At 61.4% G+C, this 18,053-nt stretch carries 14 protein-coding genes and 1 pseudogene; 14 read left to right on the top strand and 1 reads right to left on the bottom strand.

Going from position 1 to position 18,053, the window contains the following annotated elements; translation table 11 throughout:
• The first annotated feature begins 151 nt into the window (after positions 1–151).
• Positions 152–3,301 (top strand): type I restriction endonuclease subunit R, encoded by a 3,150-nt coding sequence (locus ACFQPB_RS22660; RefSeq protein WP_382228389.1) that lies wholly within the window; start codon positions 152–154, stop codon positions 3,299–3,301.
• Positions 3,302–3,588: 287 nt separating this feature from the next.
• Positions 3,589–3,737: pseudogene (locus tag ACFQPB_RS22665) on the top strand (IS5/IS1182 family transposase); the annotation flags it as partial.
• A 220-nt stretch (positions 3,738–3,957) separates the two neighbouring features.
• On the opposite strand, the gene ACFQPB_RS22670 reads toward ACFQPB_RS22665, so the two are convergent.
• Positions 3,958–4,701, bottom strand: a complete 744-nt coding sequence (locus ACFQPB_RS22670) for an IclR family transcriptional regulator (protein WP_382228392.1) — start codon at positions 4,699–4,701, stop codon at positions 3,958–3,960.
• Between the two features lie 239 nt (positions 4,702–4,940).
• Between ACFQPB_RS22670 and ACFQPB_RS22675 the strand changes: the two genes are divergently transcribed.
• From ACFQPB_RS22675 to ACFQPB_RS22730, 12 genes are all read left to right on the top strand, one after another.
• A complete protein-coding gene (locus ACFQPB_RS22675) occupies positions 4,941–6,515 on the top strand; it encodes an acetolactate synthase large subunit (protein WP_382228395.1) in 1,575 nt (524 codons plus the stop codon).
• A 76-nt stretch (positions 6,516–6,591) separates the two neighbouring features.
• On the top strand, positions 6,592–7,392 hold the full coding sequence (locus ACFQPB_RS22680) for an SDR family NAD(P)-dependent oxidoreductase (protein ID WP_382228398.1): 801 nt from the start codon (positions 6,592–6,594) through the stop codon (positions 7,390–7,392).
• 20 nt (positions 7,393–7,412) lie between these two features.
• Positions 7,413–8,450: a WD40/YVTN/BNR-like repeat-containing protein gene (locus ACFQPB_RS22685; protein WP_382228401.1), complete on the top strand. Its 1,038-nt coding sequence runs from the start codon at positions 7,413–7,415 to the stop codon at positions 8,448–8,450.
• Positions 8,451–8,465: 15 nt separating this feature from the next.
• Positions 8,466–8,960, top strand: coding sequence for a VOC family protein (locus tag ACFQPB_RS22690; RefSeq protein WP_382228404.1), 495 nt, complete (start codon positions 8,466–8,468; stop codon positions 8,958–8,960).
• A 37-nt stretch (positions 8,961–8,997) separates the two neighbouring features.
• Entirely contained in the window at positions 8,998–9,600 is a 603-nt protein-coding gene (locus tag ACFQPB_RS22695; RefSeq protein WP_382228407.1) for an amino acid synthesis family protein, read from the top strand.
• A 94-nt stretch (positions 9,601–9,694) separates the two neighbouring features.
• Positions 9,695–10,498, top strand: a complete 804-nt coding sequence (locus tag ACFQPB_RS22700; RefSeq protein ID WP_382228428.1) for an alpha/beta fold hydrolase — start codon at positions 9,695–9,697, stop codon at positions 10,496–10,498.
• A complete protein-coding gene (locus ACFQPB_RS22705) occupies positions 10,483–10,779 on the top strand; it encodes an NIPSNAP family protein (RefSeq protein WP_382228410.1) in 297 nt (98 codons plus the stop codon). Before ACFQPB_RS22700 ends, ACFQPB_RS22705 begins: the two co-directional genes overlap by 16 nt.
• A 28-nt stretch (positions 10,780–10,807) precedes the next feature.
• On the top strand, positions 10,808–12,493 hold the full coding sequence (locus ACFQPB_RS22710) for a bifunctional 3-(3-hydroxy-phenyl)propionate/3-hydroxycinnamic acid hydroxylase (RefSeq protein WP_382228413.1): 1,686 nt from the start codon (positions 10,808–10,810) through the stop codon (positions 12,491–12,493).
• A gap of 113 nt (positions 12,494–12,606) precedes the next feature.
• On the top strand, positions 12,607–13,581 hold the full coding sequence (locus tag ACFQPB_RS22715; protein ID WP_382228416.1) for a Bug family tripartite tricarboxylate transporter substrate binding protein: 975 nt from the start codon (positions 12,607–12,609) through the stop codon (positions 13,579–13,581).
• Between the two features lie 5 nt (positions 13,582–13,586).
• Entirely contained in the window at positions 13,587–15,014 is a 1,428-nt protein-coding gene (locus tag ACFQPB_RS22720) for an NAD-dependent succinate-semialdehyde dehydrogenase (protein ID WP_382228419.1), read from the top strand.
• A 7-nt stretch (positions 15,015–15,021) separates the two neighbouring features.
• Complete coding sequence (locus ACFQPB_RS22725) at positions 15,022–16,347, top strand: sulfatase family protein (protein WP_382228422.1); 1,326 nt, start codon at positions 15,022–15,024, stop codon at positions 16,345–16,347.
• Positions 16,348–16,392: 45 nt separating this feature from the next.
• Complete coding sequence (locus tag ACFQPB_RS22730; protein ID WP_382228425.1) at positions 16,393–17,841, top strand: NAD-dependent succinate-semialdehyde dehydrogenase; 1,449 nt, start codon at positions 16,393–16,395, stop codon at positions 17,839–17,841.
• Positions 17,842–18,053 lie beyond the last annotated feature (212 nt).

The following is an 18,053-nucleotide window of genomic DNA, read 5'->3' on the forward strand; positions in this document are numbered from 1 at the left end:
AATCAGGGTCAAGGTTCCGGGTGGCTACCGTTCAGAAGAATCCGAATGGCCTGACATTCAGTCCCGTCAAGTTGCTGCCATGAACGCCCTGACCGCAGCTTTGCAGCCTCACATCAAGCAACTGAAGCTGGGACAGTAAAAGGCCGATCACATGGCAGTGCACAACGAAATTCAGTTCGAGATCGACATCTGCAACCACCTGGCTGCCCACGGCTGGCTGTACGCACCGCCGGGCGGTGAGGGTGATGCCAAGGGCTACGACACCGCTCGCGCACTGTACCCGGCCGACGTGCTGGCCTGGGTGCAGATCAGTCAACCACAAGCCTGGGAAACGCTGCAGAAAAACCACGGCCCAGCGGCCGAAGCCATGCTGCTTGACCGCCTGCGCAAGGCGCTGGATGAACGCGGCACGCTGGAGGTGTTGCGCGTGGGTGTGGAGCTGCTGGGCCTTAAAGCCTCGCTGAGGCTGGCGCAGTTCAAGCCGGCGCTGGCAATGAACCCCGAACTGCAGGCCCGCTACGCAGCCAACTGCCTCCGCGTGGTGCGCCAGTGCCGCACCAACCACGACGACATCATCGACTTGGTGCTGTTCCTCAACGGGATCCCGGTGGCCACGGCCGAGCTCAAGACCGACTTCACGCAGGACATCAACGCGGCGGTGGACCAGTACCGCTTTGACCGCTTGCCTAAACCCAAGGGCAAGCCGTTTGCAGAGCCGCTGCTGGACTTCCCGCGCGGCGCGCTGGTGCACTTCGCGGTGAGCAATCGCACGGTGATGATGACCACCCGCCTGGAGGGGCCGAAGACCAACTTCTTGCCATTCAATCTGGGCAACCAGGGCGGGGCTGGCAACCCACCCAACGGAAAAGGCCACCGCACGGGTTACCTGTGGGAGCAGGTATGGCAGCGTGACAGTTGGTTGGAGATCATTGGCCGCTACCTCATCACCAAACGTGACCAGAAGAAGCGCATCACCAGCGTGCTGTTCCCGCGCTACCACCAGCTCGACGCCACCCGCAAGCTGGTGCAAGCGGTCCTGGCCGAAGGGGCAGGGCAGAAGTACCTGATTCAGCACAGCGCAGGCAGTGGCAAAACCAACTCCATTGCTTGGACGGCGCACTTCTTGGCCGACCTGCACGACGCGAACAACCAAAAGGTGTTCGACACCGTGTTGGTGGTCAGCGACCGCACGGTGCTGGACACTCAGTTGCAGGAAGCCATCTTCGACTTTGAGCGAACGGCTGGCGTGGTGGCCACCATCAAGGGCGAGGGCGGCAGCAAGAGCGCCGAGCTGGCCGAGGCGCTGTCGGGCAGCAAGAAGATCGTGGTCTGCACCATCCAGACCTTCCCGAAGGCGCTGAGTGCGGTGCAGGAGTTGGCCGCGACTGAGGGCAAGCGCTTTGCGGTGATCGCTGACGAGGCGCACAGCAGCCAGACGGGTGAGGCGGCTGCCAAGCTCAAACAGGTGCTCAGCGCAGAGCAGATGCAAGAGCTGGCTGACGGTGGCGAGATCGACACCGAAGACCTATTGGCCGCGCAGATGGCGGCCAAAGCTGGAAACGGCGATTCCAACAAAGGCATCACCTACGTGGCCTTCACCGCCACGCCCAAGGCCAAGACGCTGGAGTTGTTCGGCCGCCGGCCCAATCCTGACCTGCCTGCTGGCTCTGACAACCTTCCAGGGGCGTTTCACGTCTATTCCATGCGGCAGGCCATCGAGGAAGGGTTCATCCTCGATGTGCTTAAGAACTACACGCCCTACAAGCTGGCCTTCAAGCTGGCCAACGAAGGGCGCGAGTGGGACGAGACCGAGGTGGAGCGCAGCGAGGCGGTCAAAGGCCTGATGCGCTGGGTGCGCTTGCACCCCTACAACATCAGCCAGAAGGTGGCCATCGTGGTGGAGCACTTTCGCGAGAACGTGCAGCCGCTGCTGAAGGGCCATGCCAAAGCCATGGTGGTGGTGGGCAGCCGTTTGGAGGCTGTGCGCTGGAAGCTGGCGCTCGACGCCTACATCACCGAGAACAGCTATACCCTGGGCTCCTTGGTGGCGTACTCGGGCGAGGTGAACGACCCGCAATCCCTGCCTGAACCCGTGGCTGAAACGTCCAAGACACTCAACCCCAACCTCAAGGGCCGCGACATCCGCGACGCCTTTGCCACGGATGAGTACCAAATCCTTCTGGTGGCCAACAAGTTCCAGACCGGCTTTGACCAGCCGCTGTTGTGTGGCATGTACGTGGATAAGCGACTGGCAGGCATCCAAGCGGTGCAGACCCTCAGCCGCCTGAACCGCGCTTACAGCGGCCCGCACGGCTTGAAGGACAACACCTACATCCTCGACTTCATCAACGACCCGGACGAGATCCTGGCAGCTTTCCAGACCTACTACGAGACGGCCGAGTTGGCCGGCGTGACCGATCCGAACCTTGTGTACGACCTGCGCGCCAAGCTGGACGGCAGCGGCCACTACGACGACTTCGAGGTGGAGCGTGTGGCGCTGGTGGTACTGAATCCAAAATCCAGCCAGGGCATGCTGCTCGCTGCCATCGAGCCGGTGGCAGACCGGCTGCTCAAACGCTACAAGGCCGCCCAACAGGCTTTTGCCGCTGCCCAGGCCAAACAGCCGGACGGACCAGAGTCACAGGCCGCCAAAGACGAACTCGACACCCTGTTGCTGTTCAAACGCGACCTGGGCACGTTCGTTCGTGTCTACGCCTTCCTGAGCCAGTTGTTTGACTATGGCAACACGGCCATCGAAAAGAGGGCAATCTTCTACAAACACCTGCTGCCGCTGCTGGAGTTTGGCCGCGAGCGCGAGGGGGTGGACCTGTCAAAGGTGGTGCTGACCCACCACAAGCTCAAAGACCAGGGCAAACGCACGCTGGCGCTGGGGGAGGGCGATGCCGACTACAAGCTGTCACCCCTGACCGAACCCGGTGGCGGGCAGGTGCAAGACAAGCAGAAGGCGTTCCTCTCGGAGATCGTGCAGAAGGTCAACGACCTGTTCGAGGGTGAACTGACCGACGACGACAAACTGGTTTACGTGAACAACGTGCTGCTGGGTAAGCTGCTCGAGTCAGACCAGCTCGTGCAGCAAGCCATGAACAACTCTAAAGGCCAGTTCGCCAACTCGCCCGACCTGGACAGTGAACTGCTCAACGCCATCATGGATGCGCTGACTGCTCACAACGCCATGAGCAAGCAGGCGCTGGATTCTGAGCGAGTGAGGTCGGGGTTGAAGTCGATCTTGTTGGGCCCGGCTGGGTTGTATGAAGCGCTCAGGTCAAAGGGGGCGGGCTGAGTTTGGTGCGGCGAGAGGGTATGTCGGCTATAGGCTGAACTGCGACGTTCGAACCAAATGTATAGAGGTTCGTGAAAGGTATGCAAGCTGACATTCACCACCTTGGGCATGTTCAGCGCGTACTCCGAAGAAAATGAACCAGTAGTTGGAGACCGTTGTGCCACCTCTTACGGCCGTCAATACCAACAAACTTCCTGCTTCGCCGAATAAAAGGCATTTCAAGCCACCCGAGCGCTTGAACGTACTGAATCAAGTGGCAATGGTGCTGCTCGCTCGTGTTTTTTGGTCATCCGTCCCGAGTCATCAAACGACAGTTCGGACATGTGAAAGTGCGTTACCGGGACCAGGCCAAGAACACGGCGCAGTTGCCACGCTGTTTGCCCTGAGCAATCTGTGGATGGTGCGGCGCCGACTGTTGCAAGGGTCGCAGGCATGAGTGCGTCTGCAAGCGGTCATAGGGCCACGGTCGGCCCGAAAACGGGCGCCACAAACGCAGAAACTGCGTTGAAATCGCCGATTCTGGGACGAGCTGTTTCATGTCGTGACAAGCCACCAGCTACCGGCTGGCGCCAATCGTGTTTTGAACATCATCCCTAGTTTCGCTGTGCCCTGCCCAGCTCACAAGTCTGTAGATCGGAATCGTGGGCGAACGTGCGTCAATCGTTCGCGGCAATAGATGTTGTGATCTGTCGTGCCGCTCCGGTCACAAGACCAGACAGAAAACTCGGGTTGAAGGCTTCGAAGCGCTGGTTGGGGCCCACCAGGGTGATGCTGCCCAGGATGCGCTGTTTTTCGTCAAATATGGGCGCGGCCATGCCGGTCTTGCCCGGGTCGAGCTCGCCAACGCTCACGCAGAAACCCTGCTTGCGAACCTGAAGCATGGCTTTCGAAAAGTCTTTCCACGTACCGCCCAGACGTTGCAGGTCGGGTTGGGACGCGTTCGCGTCGTAGATGCGGCGCAACTGCCGCGGCAGCAGGTAGGCCAGGATCACCCGTGACGTGGCACTACGGAACAACGCCATCGGACGCCCCCGTCCGAAGTTCAGCGGGTCGGTGTCCGCGCCTACCTTCTGCAGCACGTTGATCACGGTGGAGCCATACAGCTCGCTGACCAGCACGTCCAGTCCGGTCTGTGCCACCAGATCGTCCGCAATGCCCTTGCTGCTGGCCAGCAGCGGGTCGTACTCGCTCATCTGCCGGTCCAGTTCAATGATGCGCGGCCCAAGTGTGTAGCCGCGCGGCAAGCGCACCAGCAAACCCACGTCACTCAACTCACGGATGTAGCGGTAAGCACTGGCAGAGGTGTAGCCCAGTTGTGTGCAGACAGCATCGACATCGATCACCGGTTGGTCGGGTTTGAACAAATCCAGGATGTCAAGCATGCGTCTCAGGCTGTTCATGTCTTCCTCATACGTGCGTGTGCAGGGCAGAACGCCCCGGTCAATTCGAACGGCTTGAGGTTAAACGATGTCCTGGTGGGCTTTGGGGCTGCGCGCTTTCGAAAGCTACCGCCCGTGCTTGGGTTGAATTCGCATGCGCGAATATCATGATTTTTCGTTTAGGCAAAATTATTCTGTCAAACATCATGTTAGAGATTCTACGTATTGCTGAATTTTGTCTATACGATAAAGTAGCAAACATGAACCAAGCAAAAGACCTCACTGGAGCCGATGTGCTACTCATGGGCCTGGCAGAGCAAGGCGTCGACGTCTGCTTCGCCAACCCGGGAACGACCGAGCTCGATCTGGTGCGCGCACTGGAGCGGCAGGCCCAGATCCGTTGTGTGATCGGGCTGCAGGAAAACGTCTGCACCGGTGCGGCTGATGGCTTTGGCCGCATGGCGGAACGACCCGCCGCGACGCTGCTGCACCTGGGACCCGGTTTCGCCAACGGCATTGCCAACCTGCACAACGCGCGGCGTGCACACACACCCATCGTCAACCTCATCGGCGATCACACCAGTTGGCATCTGCCCTTCGATGCGCCGCTGACGTCGGACATCGAGTCCCTGGCCCGGCCGGTCTCGGGCTGGGTGCATCGCATCACCAGCGAAGCGGACTGTGCATCTGCGGCCGCTGAGGCGGTGCGTCAAACGGCCCGCAACGGTGGGCAGAGCAGCACGCTCATCTTCCCGGCCGACTTTCAGGCGGCGAGCTGCCGTGCGGTGGCGGCGCCATGCGCATCCGATACCAGCTCACACGTCGCATCGTCGGCGTCAGAGCCGGATCTGCGGGCCTGCGCCGAGGCCTTGAAGCAAAGCCGCCGAACGGTGTTTCTGCTTGGCGGTGGGGGCCAGCGCAGCGGGCTGAGCGCCGCAGGCCAGCGTGTGGTGGCGCGCCTGTGTGACCAGTTCGGTGCGACCGCTTACGCAGAAACCTTTCCGTCGCGCTCTGAGCGAGGGCAAGGGTTGCCCGCATTCGACCGCCTGCCATATTTCCCCGAGCCTGCGCGCCAGGTGCTTGACGCAGCGGAACTCGTCGTGCTGGTTGGTGCACTGCCACCCGTGACGTATTTCGGTTACGAAGGGCACCCCAGCCTGCTGGTGCCAGAGGATCGGCTCCTGAGGCTGAGCGCGCCTGGTGACGACGCAGTGCAGCGTTTGGAGCAACTGGCCATGCTGTTGCACACGCCACCCTACGCGGCACCTACACCATCGGTGCCCGCCGACGAAGGCGGGGCACTGACACCGGCCAAGGTCGCCAGCGTGTTGGCGGGAGCATTGCCACCCCAGGCCATCGTCTCGGTCGAAGGGGGAACCTGTGGCTACCCGTTTTACGCGGCATCGGCCTCGGCCGCACCCCACACCACGCTCACGAACACGGGTGGTGCAATTGGCCAGGGCCTGCCGGTAGCGATGGGGGCTGCCATCGCCTGCCCCGACCGCCGGGTGGTGGCCTTGTTGTCTGACGGCAGTACCCAGTACACGGTGCAGACCTTGTGGTCGCTGGCGCACGAAGCGCTTGATGTGGTGGTGCTGATTGCGGCCAACCACCAGTACGCCATCTTGCGCAACGAGCTGCGCCGAGGTGGCGCCAGCCTGGGCGAAAAGGCCGCGGCCATGACCGCGCTCGACAAGCCATGCATCGACTGGGTGGGGCTGGCGCAGGCCTATGGCGTGCCTGCCAGTCGCGCAGAAACGGCCGAGGCATTGGCGACGCAACTGACGCTCGCTTTCGCGCGCAAAGGGCCGACGCTCATCGAGATGGCGCTGTGACGGTCTCATCTCTCCAACACAAACCCACCGCTCCAGTCGGTGTCACCCGCAATTCGCATTTCGAACAGGAGTCCACATGGATTTGAAACTCAAAGGCAAGGTGGCCGTTGTCACGGGCGGCAGCCTGGGCATTGGCCGGGCCGTCACCGAAGCGCTGGCGGCCGAAGGCGTACGGGTCGCCATCGTTGCGCGCAGCCAGGGCCCGTTGGAGCAAGTGGCGCGTGATATCAGCGCGGCCTCGGGTGTGGAGATCCTGCCCATTGCAGCCGACGTCAGCAGCACAGAGCAGGTGAACGCGATGATGGACAAGGCGGCCGCTCATTTCGGTCGTATCGACATCCTTGTGAACGGCGCTGCTCACCCGGGGGGCCTGGTGCGCAGCGAAATTGAAAACGCTGACCCCGAAGGCCTGCTGCAGGACATCAACATCAAGGTGGTGGGTTACATGCGCTGCGCCAAGGCGGCGGCGGCTCACATGAAGGCCCACGGCCACGGCCACGGCCGAATCATCAACATCGGTGGCCTGACAGGGCGCGGCAGCAAGCAGTTGTCGGGCATGCGTAACGTGGCTATTTGCCACCTCACCAAAACGCTTTCCGATCAGCTGGGCCCGGCGGGTATAACGGTCAACGTGATTCACCCAGGCGTGGTGGAGACACCTCACATCCACGAGCTCTACGCCAAAGAGGCCAAGCTGCAAAACCTCACGCCCCAACAGGTGGAGGCCAACTATGCCAAGGCCACCCCGATCAGGCGCGTGCTGCAGCCCAACGAAATTGCCGATGTGGTCTTGTTCCTGGCGTCCGAACGTGCAGGGGCCATCACGGGTGAATCCATCGCGGTGGACGGTGGTATCACGCGCGGCATCTTCATCTGAACAAACAACAGGAGCATTTCATGAAGGGCACCATTCTTGTGGGCACCGCTGGGCAGGGCATTCTGCGCAGCGTCGACGACGGCGCCACCTGGCACCGACTGGGGTTGAAAGAAGCGATCGAGTTCGACGGTGTCGTGCGCAGCCTGGCGGTAGACCCATCCGACCCGGCACGTGTGTTGGCTGGCGCCGACGCTGGCATGTGCATCAGCACCGATGGCGGTGCGCATTTTTCTCGGGTCGAATCGCCGATGAACGGGCTGACGGTGTGGGCCATCGCCTTCGATCCGGTGAACCCGCTGCGTGTGTACGCTGGAACGGGTGCACCGTCTCGCGCCCGCATGTTCCGTTCTGTCGACGGCGGTGGCAGCTGGCAGGCGCTGAACGTCGAACTGCCCGAGTTCTGCCAGGGCGTGAACCGACCGCGGATTCTGACCGTCTGTGTCAACCCGACCGTGAACGACGAGGTCTGGTTCGGCGTGGAAGAGGGCGGCGCCTGGCGCAGCCGCGATGGCGGCGACACCTGGGAGCGCGTGGACACACCGGGCAGCGGCATCGGGAACTCCGATATCCACGCCATCGCGGTGCTGCCCGCCACGCATGGGCTGCCCATGAAACACCTGGTTCTGACGGTGAATTCTGTCTGCAGCAGTGAGGACCAGGGAAACCGCTGGACCAGCGAACCCTCCAAGGCCCGCTTCGACGGCATGTACTACACCCGCACGGTGCAGGTGCTGGACGCGGAAGGTCAACAGCTGTTGCTGGCCATCGGTGACGGAACACCCGGCACCCGCACCTGCATTTACCGCTCGGAAGACCGTGGTACCACTTGGGCGCCAACCCTTCAGCACGCCGCACCCAATTCAACGGTATGGGCGTTTGGCGCCCATGCGGCCGATCGTGCCCTGGTGTTTGCCGGCACCAAATACGGCGACCTGCTTCGCTCCACCGACGGTGGCCGCAGCTGGTTCAAAGAGTGGCGCGCGTTCAGCGAGATCACATCAGTCACCTGGACGCCGTTCGAAGCGCCAGTCAAGGCCCACCCGCAATCCATCAACTGAGAACGCAGCGCCGCCATGAACACCAACACGCAGTCGCAGGTCGCCGACGTCAAGCCGCGCATCCGCCGCACACACCTGGCCTTGTTTGTTGCCGACCCATTCGCCACCGCGCCCTGGTACGAAGACGTTCTGGGCATGCAAGTCACGGCCCGGGGCGAGAAATGGGTGTTTCTGTCGTTTGGCCAGAAACACCATGACATCGCGCTCATTCAGGCCGAGCCCAATGCACAAGGCCAGCTCGACAGGGGTGTGATCAACCTGCAGCACTACGGTCTGGAAATCGAAGGCTCGATGGAGGATCTCCAGCGCCTGTACGGCATGTTGCTGCGCAAGAACGTGCCGGTCGTCAAGACCACCGACCACAAGGTCGGCTACGGCCTGTACTTCACCGATCCCGATGGCCACCGGTTTGAGTTCTTCCTCGAAACCGTTCACGACGACGAAGAAGGCAAACGCCTGCTGGGCCAATACAACGCACCCAGCGATCACTTTGACCTGCAGCCGCTGTGACGCCATTCGCCATCAACGCCCACACCCCGCACACATCATGAAAACTCCCAACTTTGGACCATTCCACATCCGCAAATGGTTCCTCCAGGTCGAAGACAGTCTGGCCGGCGAAAGCGGGGCTGCAGCCGACGGCGAGCCATTGCGGAAATTTGTGCTGGCTGCTTGCCTGCACAACCCCTTTGCAGGGCGGTACGAAACAGACCTCAGCAGATGGATCGATGCCTCGCCCGACCTGGGCCGCGAGTTCGGTCGCCGCATCCAGGGCGCAGCGGCGGGTCAGGCCATCGAAAGCTATGGCAAGGCCTGCCTGGTCGGAGCCGATGGCGATTACGAGCACGGCAATGCGCTGTTGACGAACCCAGCCGCCAACCCTGTGCGGGACGCCCTGGGGGGCGCGAAATCGTGGGTGCCTTCGACCGGAAAACGTGGTGGCCCCGGCACCATCATTGACGTGCCACTGGCCCACAAGGATGCGCTCTACGTGCGCTCTCACTACGACACGGTCAGCGCCATGTTCAACGACGCGCCCAACCGCGACGAGGTGTTGGTGATCTGGGCTTTCGCCACACGCGGCAGGCTCAACGCCCGTCTCGGCGGCCTCAAAGCGTCCGAGGTCAAAGGCCTGGACGGCCTCGTTTGAGGGGCAGCCCGTGGCACGTCACAGCATATTGCAACTGTCAGGCCTGAATTTTCAGGTGACTGAATGGGGTGATGTCGGTGCCCAACCGGTGGTGATGCTGCATGGCATTCGGGGCTACAGCGACACCTTCGAAGGGGTGGCCCAGGCCTTGTTGCCAGGCAGCCGGGTGATCGCTTTCGACCAGCGAGGCCGAGGCGGCAGCGACTGGGACCCACAGCGCAACTACTACACCGACACCTATGTCGCCGACCTCGCGGCGGTGGTCGATGCCCTCGGGCTTGACCAGTTTGACCTGCTGGGTCACTCCATGGGTGGCATCAACGCCATCGTGTATGCCGCCCAACACCCGCATCGGGTGCGCAGGCTGCTGATCGAGGATGCTGGTCCAGGTGCCTTCGAGGCTAGCCCCGGTGCAACGCGCATTCGCAAGGAGCTGGCCACCACGCCCACGGTCTTTGAAACGTGGGACGCGGCCACAGCCTTCATGCGTGCGCTGCGCCCGACCGTGACCGAAGCTGCCCGCCAGCAGCGGCTGCACAACATGCTCAAACAGATGTCCGACGGCCGCTTCACCTGGCGATACGACCACGCCGGCATCTCGGCCACACGCCTCAACCCCGATCCTGCCCGAGTGCCGGATTTGCACCCTCACATTGCTGCGATTGCTTGCAAGACCTTGGTGGTGCGCGGCGGTCGCTCTGACTACCTGCAGCCCGAGATGGTGCAGGCCATGCAGGCGCTGAATCCCAACATCCAGGCCATGGACATCCCCGACGCTGGTCATTACATCCATGACGACCAGCCTGCCTTGTTCAACAAGGTGGTTGCTGATTTTCTGGGCATGCCTGCAGTGCGCCAATCCGACATTACCAAGGGGTATACATGCTCTACGAATTGAGAACCTACACCCTGGTGCCAGGCGGTGTGCGCGAATACCTGCGTATCTACAACGAAACAGCGCGTGAGCTCCAGGTAGAGACCCTGGGTCGCCTGGTCAGCTTGCTGCAGCCCGAGAGCGGCGATCTCAACCAGCTCATCTTTCTGTGGTCGTTCGAAGACTTCGCTGACCGACAACGGCGCCGCCAGACGCTGATGGCCGACAGCCGTTTCACGGAGTTTCGAAAGTCGGTGCGTCACCTGCTGGTGCGCCAGGAAAACCAGCTGTTGACCGAGGCTTGAATGCCTGGCCGTACATGAGGAAACAAACATGACTGCAATTCGAAACGTACCTGTGCTCGTTGTGGGGGCTGGGCCCGTGGGTGTGTCCATTGCCAACCTGTTGGGACAATACGGTGTGCCGACGCTGGTGATTGATCGCAGCCCTGCCGTGCTCGACTTCCCACGTGCGGTCGGGTTGGACGACGAAGCCTTGCGTACTTTCCAGGCCGCAGGCCTGGCAGACGAGATGCTGCGCGACATGATCCAGAACGTGCCCATGCGTATGTACACGGCCAGGAAGCAGTGTTTTGCGGAAATTCTGCCCAGCACCCAGGAGTTTGGCTGGTTCCGGCGCAACCTGTTTTCGCAACCGCTGGGCGAAGAAACCCTGCGCAAGGGGCTTGCACGCTACCCACATGTCGCCTTGCAGCTGGGCTGCGAACTGGTGGCGCTCGCGCAGGATGACCAGGGTGTCGATGCGACCTTGCGCCACACCGATGGCCGAGAAGAGCGTGTGCGGTGTGAGTACCTGGTCGCATCAGATGGTGGACGCAGCACGGTGCGCGAAGGCTTGTTGAAGTTGCCCTTCGAAGGCACGACACATCCCCACAAATGGGTGGTGATCGAGTGCGATCAGGACCCATTGGACGCGCCCTACACGGCGCTGCACTGCGAGCCCCGACGCCCCTACGTGTGTTTGCGCTTGCCGTATGGGTTACGTCGTTGGGAGTTCATGCTGTTTCCGGGCGAGGACGGTGAACAGATGCTTCAGCCAGAAAAGGTGCACGAGTTGCTGCGCAACCACGTCAGTCAACCCGAGCGGCTGAACGTGATCCGTGCCCGGGTCTACACCCACAACTCGCGTGTGGCCCAGTCCTTTGTCAATGGCCGGGTCTGTCTGGCAGGCGACGCTGCCCACATCACGCCACCCTGGATCGGCCAAGGACTCAATGCGGGCATGCGAGACGCGTTCAACCTGGCCTGGAAACTGGCATGGATTGTCAAGGGCCGCATGCGACCCGAGCTGCTCGATAGCTACCACGAAGAGCGTCATGCCCACGCGCAGGCCATGATCGACCTGGCAGATCTGTTTGGGTCAGTGCTCTCGCAGCGCAACCGGTTTGTGGCTTGGATGCGTGATCGCTTCTTTCTGTCCATCCGCCATTTGCCCAAAGTGCGCGACTACGTGCTGCAAATGAAGTTCAAGCCCATGCCGCGTTTCTCAAAAGGCATCGTCCTCAACAGCGGCAACGCAACACAAGACGAATTGGTGGGCCGTATGTTCATTCAGCCACGCGTGGAGACCTCGTCGGGCGAGACGCGACGGCTTGACGACGTCATCGGTAGCCGTCTTGCACTGCTGAGCTGGCGGTGCGATCCGTTGGCCGACGCGCCGCCGGAATTGCTCAACCAACTGCAACGACTCGACTGTGTGCGTTTGGTGGCGGTGCGCGCCCGCAGCGGGTCGGAAGAAGTTGCCCGCTGCAGGTCACACGTCAAGGATGTCGAACAGATCCAGGACGTGGAGAACCAACTGCATTTCTGGTTCCAGGGCCGCGCTGTGGACTGGGTGCTGCTGCGCCCCGACCGCTTTGTTGCAGCCGCAGGTTCGGCGGGGAGTGCCGTGGACCAGATGGCCATGTTCTGCCAGACCGTTTTGCCCTCACTAGGCACGCGTTCCGTACACGAGGCACCAGCTGCGCTAGCCCAAGGGGCCGAGGCGTTGAGCGTTTGAGTTTTTGCTCCAGGCGCCTTGTGTGCGTTGGTCAGTGCGGTCTGGAGCTTTTGAGTCGATCACCGTCCCGTTCGCCTGCGAACACTTTTTTTTCACCTTGAAAGGAAGAGCAAATGAGCAACATCAAGTCGGCCCTGCTGGCCATCTGCCTGGGCACCGCCGCCATCGGTTCAGCGTTTGCACAGGCGTGGCCTCCAGCAACCGTGCGCATTGTGGTGCCGTATCCGCCGGGCACCGAGCCCGACGTGCTGGCGCGCGACGTGGGCAACATCTTGGCCAAACAGACAGGCAAGGTCTTTGTGATCGAGAACAAGCCGGGTGCAAATTCCATCATCGGTACCGACATGGTGGCCAAGTCGGAGGGTGACGGAAGCACCCTGCTGATGGTGGACCGACTCGCTGTGGTCACCAACCCGCAGCTTTACACCAAGCTGCCCTACAAATGGGAAGAGGCGCTCAAACCGGTGTCGGACCTGGCCGGCGTGAATTTGTTCGTCGGTGCTCGTGAGGGTGCCCCGTTCAAGACCTTTGCCGAATTCATCGCTTTTGCCAAGGCCAATCCACAAAAGGTGAACGTTGGCACTGGCGGCAATGGTCATGTGACACACATCGGCATGGAGATGTTGGCCCAGGCGCACGGGGTTCAGTTCACCTACGTTCCCTACAAAGGCGTTGGGCCTGCCGTAGCAGGCCTCCTGTCGGGTGAGGTTGACGTGGCCATGGCCGGTGGCTTGGTGATGCAAGGGCATGCCAAGACCGGCAAGATCCGAGTGCTCACGGTGGGCGACACGAAGCGGGCGTCGTTCATGCCCGACGTTCCCACGCTCAGCGAAGCAGGCGGCAAGCCGGGCTCCATTCCGTCCACGGTGTTCTCGATGCTGGCGCCCGCCAAGGTACCCGATGCGGTGGTGGCACAAATCTCACGCGCGGTGGCCACTGCTGTGAGCACGCCTGAACTCAAGGCTAACTACGCTGCACGGGGCCTGGACGTGATGCCCACCACGCCGGAAGAAACCATGGCGCTCATGAAGCGCGAAGCCGCCAAGTACGAAAAAATCATCCGCGACGCTGGCATCAAGATCGAGTGAACTGAATGTACCCGCCACTCTCTCTCTACATCAATGGCAGGTTTCTGAGTGGCGAGGGTCGCCAGGAACAGGACGTTCGCGACCCCGCCAACAGTCAACTGCTCGGTCACCTGCCCTGGGCCAGTGACGACGATCTGATGCAGGCCGTACTGGCTGCGCACCGGGCTTTTGAAACCTGGCGCATCTCGTCACCGATGGAGCGGTCGGCGGTGTTGCGCAAGGTGGGTGAATTGGCACGCGAGCGTGCCGATGCGATTGCCCGCCACATCACCCTGGACAACGGCAAACCTCTGGCCGAGGCGCACAGCGAGGTCCTCAACAGCGCCGAGCACGCCGAGTGGAATGCAGAAGAGTGCCGTCGTATTTACGGTCGCGTGGTGCCCTCGCGCAACCCCGCGGTGCGGCAGCTGGTGGTGCGCGAGCCCGTGGGCGTGTGCGCTGCCTTCAGCCCCTGGAACTTCCCGCTCAGCCAGGCCATCAAGAAAGTGGCCGCAGCCATCGGTGCCGGTTGTACCGTCATCCTCAAAGGGCCTGAGGAATCGCCGAGCGCCATCGTCGCCTTGGCACAGTTGTTCCATGACGCGGGCTTGCCTCCCGGTGTGCTCAATGTGGTGTGGGGTGTGCCCAGCGACATTTCACGACGGTTGATTGAGTCACCCCTGGTTCGCAAGCTCTCGTTCACTGGTTCGGTGCCCGTGGGCAAGCAGCTCGCGGCCTTGGCAGGTGCACACATGAAGCGCATCAGCATGGAGCTGGGGGGGCACTCGCCAGTGCTGGTATTCAACGACGCCGATGTAGACACGGCCGCTGGCATGTTGGCGCGTTTCAAGGTGCGCAACGCCGGGCAAGTGTGCGTGTCGCCCTCGCGGTTTTATGTGCAGGACCAGGTCTATGAGCGTTTTGTCGCAGCCTTCAAACTCGCCATCGAATCCACGCAGATAGGCCACGGTCTGGCGCCGGGAACACAGATGGGCCCCCTTGTGCATGGGCGCCGCTTGGCAGCCGTGGATGAACTGGTGCAGCAGGCCGTGTCCGTCGGTGGTGAATTGGTCTGTGGCGGCCAGAAGCTTGGCGAGAGCGGACATTTTTATCCCCCCACGGTGATTGCCGGCTTGCCCGACAGCGCACGTGTGATGAACGAGGAGCCGTTTGGTCCTGTGGCTGCAATCACGCGTTTCAAGGACACTGAAGAGGTGCTGCGCCGGGCTAACAGCGTGCCCTATGGCTTGGCGTCTTATGTGTTCACCCACTCGGTCACAACGGCGACGCGGGTCTCCAATGGATTGGAGGCAGGTATGGTCAACATCAATCATTTCGGCATGGCCCACCCCGAGCTGCCTTTTGGCGGCATGAAGGATAGTGGCATGGGCAGCGAGGGTGGCACCGAGACCTTCGACGGTTTCCTGACCACCAAAATGATCACACAAATCTGAGCGGCCCATGGTACGACGTCCGAATATCATCTTTATCGTGGCCGATGACCTTGGCTATGCGGATCTTGGCTGCTACGGTGGCCGTGTGGCGAGCTTTGGTCCAGTGTCTCCCCACATCGATGCGCTTGCCAGTGGCGGCCTGCGTTTGACCCAGGGCTATGCCAACTCACCGGTGTGCTCCCCGACACGGTTTGCCATCATGACGGGGCGCTACCAGTACCGCCTGCGTGGCGCCGCAGAGGAGCCTCTGAACAGCCTAACGCGAGGCAGCACCACGTTGGGCTTGCCACCTGATCACCCAACCTTGCCCTCTATGCTTCGTGACAGCGGTTATCGCACGGCGTTGATTGGCAAATGGCACCTGGGTTACCCACCCGCTTTTGGTCCACTGAAATCGGGCTACGAGAGCTTCTACGGCCCAATGTCCGGCGGCGTCGATTACTTTACGCATCGCAGCGGTCCTGGCCACCATGACCTGTGGGAAGGCGAGGGTGAACGCGAAGAAGATGGCTACCTGACCGACCTGCTTTCGAGGCGGGCGGTGGCCTATGTAGAGACCATGGCTGCCTCGGCAGACAGGAGGCCCTTTTTTCTGAGTCTCCACTACACCGCACCACATTGGCCCTGGGAAACCCGTGAGGATCGGGAGCTGTCCGAGTCGGTCAAAGGCCACCTTTTTCACCTTCATGGTGGCAGTGTCGACACTTACCGTCGCATGATTCATCACATGGATGAAGGCATAGGCTGGGTGGTGGACGCGCTTCGTCGGACTAACCAACTCGATGACACTCTTATCGTCTTCACTAGTGATAACGGGGGTGAGCGTTTCTCCGACAACTGGCCACTGGTGGGCGGCAAGATGGACCTGACCGAAGGTGGGATTCGGGTTCCCTGGATTGCCCATTGGCCGAATCGCATTCCCGCCGGTGGCGTAAGCGCCCAGCCTTGTTTGAGCATGGACTGGTCTGCTACTTTGCTTGAGGTAGCTGCGGCGACGCCGCACAACGACTACCCGCTGGATGGCCTATCTCTTTGCCCCTTGCTGGACAACGCTGAGTATCGGTTCGAACGGCCCATGTATTGGCGCATGAATCATCGGCAACAGCGGGCCTACCGCAACGGTGACTGGAAGTACCTGCGAGTCGATGACAACGATTACCTCTTCAACTTGAGCCTCGACGAACGCGAGCGCGCGAATTTGGGCCACCGTCACCCACAGCGTTTGTTGTCCATGCGACTGGCTTGGGAGGAATGGAACGCGAGCATGCCCTCGATACCGGACGATGCGCGGGTCAGCCTGGGCTACTCCTACCGCGACATGCCTCAGCGCTAGCGGCAGACAACTTTTCTCCACCGATCACTCTGATTTCACTTGTCTATGTTCGAACTCAATGACCCCAGCCTGCTCCGCGATGCGTGCCTGATCGGCGGCGAATGGGTCCACAGCGATGCGTTCATTGCCGTCACGAATCCAGCCACCGGACGGGTCATTGGCCGCGTCCCACGGCTGGGTCGTACCCCCACCCAAGTTGCGATCGAAGCCGCCAGTCAGGCCGGCCCCGCATGGCGCGCACGGACGGCCAAGGACCGATCAGAGGTGCTGGCTCGCTGGTACGGCCTCATCATGGCCCACCAGGCCGATCTGGCGCGCATCATGACATCCGAGCAAGGCAAACCGCTGCCAGAGGCTGCAGGTGAAATCGCCTATGCCGCGTCCTTTGTGCAGTGGTTTGGCGAGGAGGCCAAGCGTGTGTACGGAGAAACCATCCCGGCGCCGCTGACCTCACAACGGATTGTGGTGACCCGTGAGCCCATTGGTGTGTGCGCAGCCATCACTCCGTGGAATTTTCCCGCCGCCATGATCACGCGCAAGGCCGCGCCGGCCCTGGCGGTAGGGTGCACTATGGTGGTCAAGCCCGCCAGCCAGACGCCTTTGACCGCGCTGGCCCTTGCGGTGCTGGCAGAGCGAGCAGGCGTGCCGCCGGGTGTTCTTTCAGTGGTGACAGGATCGGCGAACGAGATCGGGGGAGAGCTCGCAACGAACCCACTGGTGCGCAAGCTGAGCTTCACGGGATCGACCGAAGTGGGCCGCTTGTTGATGCAGCAGACTGCCTCCACAGTGAAGAAGGTGTCCATGGAACTGGGTGGCAATGCCCCCTTCATTGTGTTTGAAGACGCTGATCTCGATGCGGCCGTTGAAGGGGCCATTGCCTCCAAATACCGCAATGCGGGACAGACCTGTGTCTGCACCAACCGCATCTATGTTCACAGTAAAGTCTACGAATCGTTCGCTCAGAAACTGGTAGATGCCGTAAAAATGCTCAAAGTGGGGCCAGGCGACGAGGCGGGGGTACGCATCGGTCCACTCATTGACGAAGCTGCTGTGGTCAAGGTGGAGGAGCACATTGCCGACGCCATGGCGAAAGGTGCGAGGCTGCTTTTTGGTGGCAAACGCCATGCGATAGGGCGCTCGTTTTTTGAGCCCACGGTGTTGGCGGGCGTGACGGCGTCCATGCTGGTCGCGCGTGAAGAGACCTTTGGTCCGCTTGCGCCGCTGTTTCGATTCGACACCGAGGATGAGGTGGTGCAATTGGCGAACGACACCGAGTTCGGCCTGGCCAGCTATTTCTATTCGCGGGACTTGGGGCGGGTCTGGCGGGTGGCAGAGCGGCTGGAGTACGGCATGGTGGGCGTCAACACCGGACTGATCTCGAACGAGGTGGCACCATTCGGCGGCGTCAAGCAGTCGGGCGTGGGACGAGAGGGATCGCACTTGGGTATGGACGACTACCTCATCACCAAATACATCAACATGAGCGGGATCTAGTTTGATCCCTACCGACCGCCGTAACGGAATATCGCAAGCGGTCGTGGCTTGAACCTACTGAAGAGGTGACTGGTTGGTTTGAGATTAAGAACTTATCCGTAAATAGGTAAAATATCAATCCGAACCGTATCGAACGCGGTGCCGGAGTGATGCGTTGAGCAAACGAGTTGATTCCTGGTTGGTAACGGACGAGTTCTGGCAGCGTGTTGAAC

It is taken from the genome of Hydrogenophaga atypica, from assembly GCF_042665215.1.
In the GTDB taxonomy this organism is placed as follows: Bacteria; Pseudomonadota; Gammaproteobacteria; order Burkholderiales; family Burkholderiaceae_C; genus Hydrogenophaga; species Hydrogenophaga defluvii_A.

Excerpts from the sequence above, each read along its gene's own strand:
- ACFQPB_RS22660 (WP_382228389.1), top strand. The coding sequence starts at position 152 with ATGGCAGTGCACAACGAAATTCAGTTCGAGATCGACATCTGCAACCAC.
- ACFQPB_RS22670 (WP_382228392.1), bottom strand. The coding sequence starts at position 4,701 with ATGAACAGCCTGAGACGCATGCTTGACATCCTGGATTTGTTCAAACCC.
- ACFQPB_RS22675 (WP_382228395.1), top strand. The coding sequence starts at position 4,941 with ATGAACCAAGCAAAAGACCTCACTGGAGCCGATGTGCTACTCATGGGC.
- ACFQPB_RS22680 (WP_382228398.1), top strand. The coding sequence starts at position 6,592 with ATGGATTTGAAACTCAAAGGCAAGGTGGCCGTTGTCACGGGCGGCAGC.
- ACFQPB_RS22685 (WP_382228401.1), top strand. The coding sequence starts at position 7,413 with ATGAAGGGCACCATTCTTGTGGGCACCGCTGGGCAGGGCATTCTGCGC.
- ACFQPB_RS22690 (WP_382228404.1), top strand. The coding sequence starts at position 8,466 with ATGAACACCAACACGCAGTCGCAGGTCGCCGACGTCAAGCCGCGCATC.
- ACFQPB_RS22695 (WP_382228407.1), top strand. The coding sequence starts at position 8,998 with ATGAAAACTCCCAACTTTGGACCATTCCACATCCGCAAATGGTTCCTC.
- ACFQPB_RS22700 (WP_382228428.1), top strand. The coding sequence starts at position 9,695 with ATGCTGCATGGCATTCGGGGCTACAGCGACACCTTCGAAGGGGTGGCC.
- ACFQPB_RS22705 (WP_382228410.1), top strand. The coding sequence starts at position 10,483 with ATGCTCTACGAATTGAGAACCTACACCCTGGTGCCAGGCGGTGTGCGC.
- ACFQPB_RS22710 (WP_382228413.1), top strand. The coding sequence starts at position 10,808 with ATGACTGCAATTCGAAACGTACCTGTGCTCGTTGTGGGGGCTGGGCCC.
- ACFQPB_RS22715 (WP_382228416.1), top strand. The coding sequence starts at position 12,607 with ATGAGCAACATCAAGTCGGCCCTGCTGGCCATCTGCCTGGGCACCGCC.
- ACFQPB_RS22720 (WP_382228419.1), top strand. The coding sequence starts at position 13,587 with ATGTACCCGCCACTCTCTCTCTACATCAATGGCAGGTTTCTGAGTGGC.
- ACFQPB_RS22725 (WP_382228422.1), top strand. The coding sequence starts at position 15,022 with ATGGTACGACGTCCGAATATCATCTTTATCGTGGCCGATGACCTTGGC.
- ACFQPB_RS22730 (WP_382228425.1), top strand. The coding sequence starts at position 16,393 with ATGTTCGAACTCAATGACCCCAGCCTGCTCCGCGATGCGTGCCTGATC.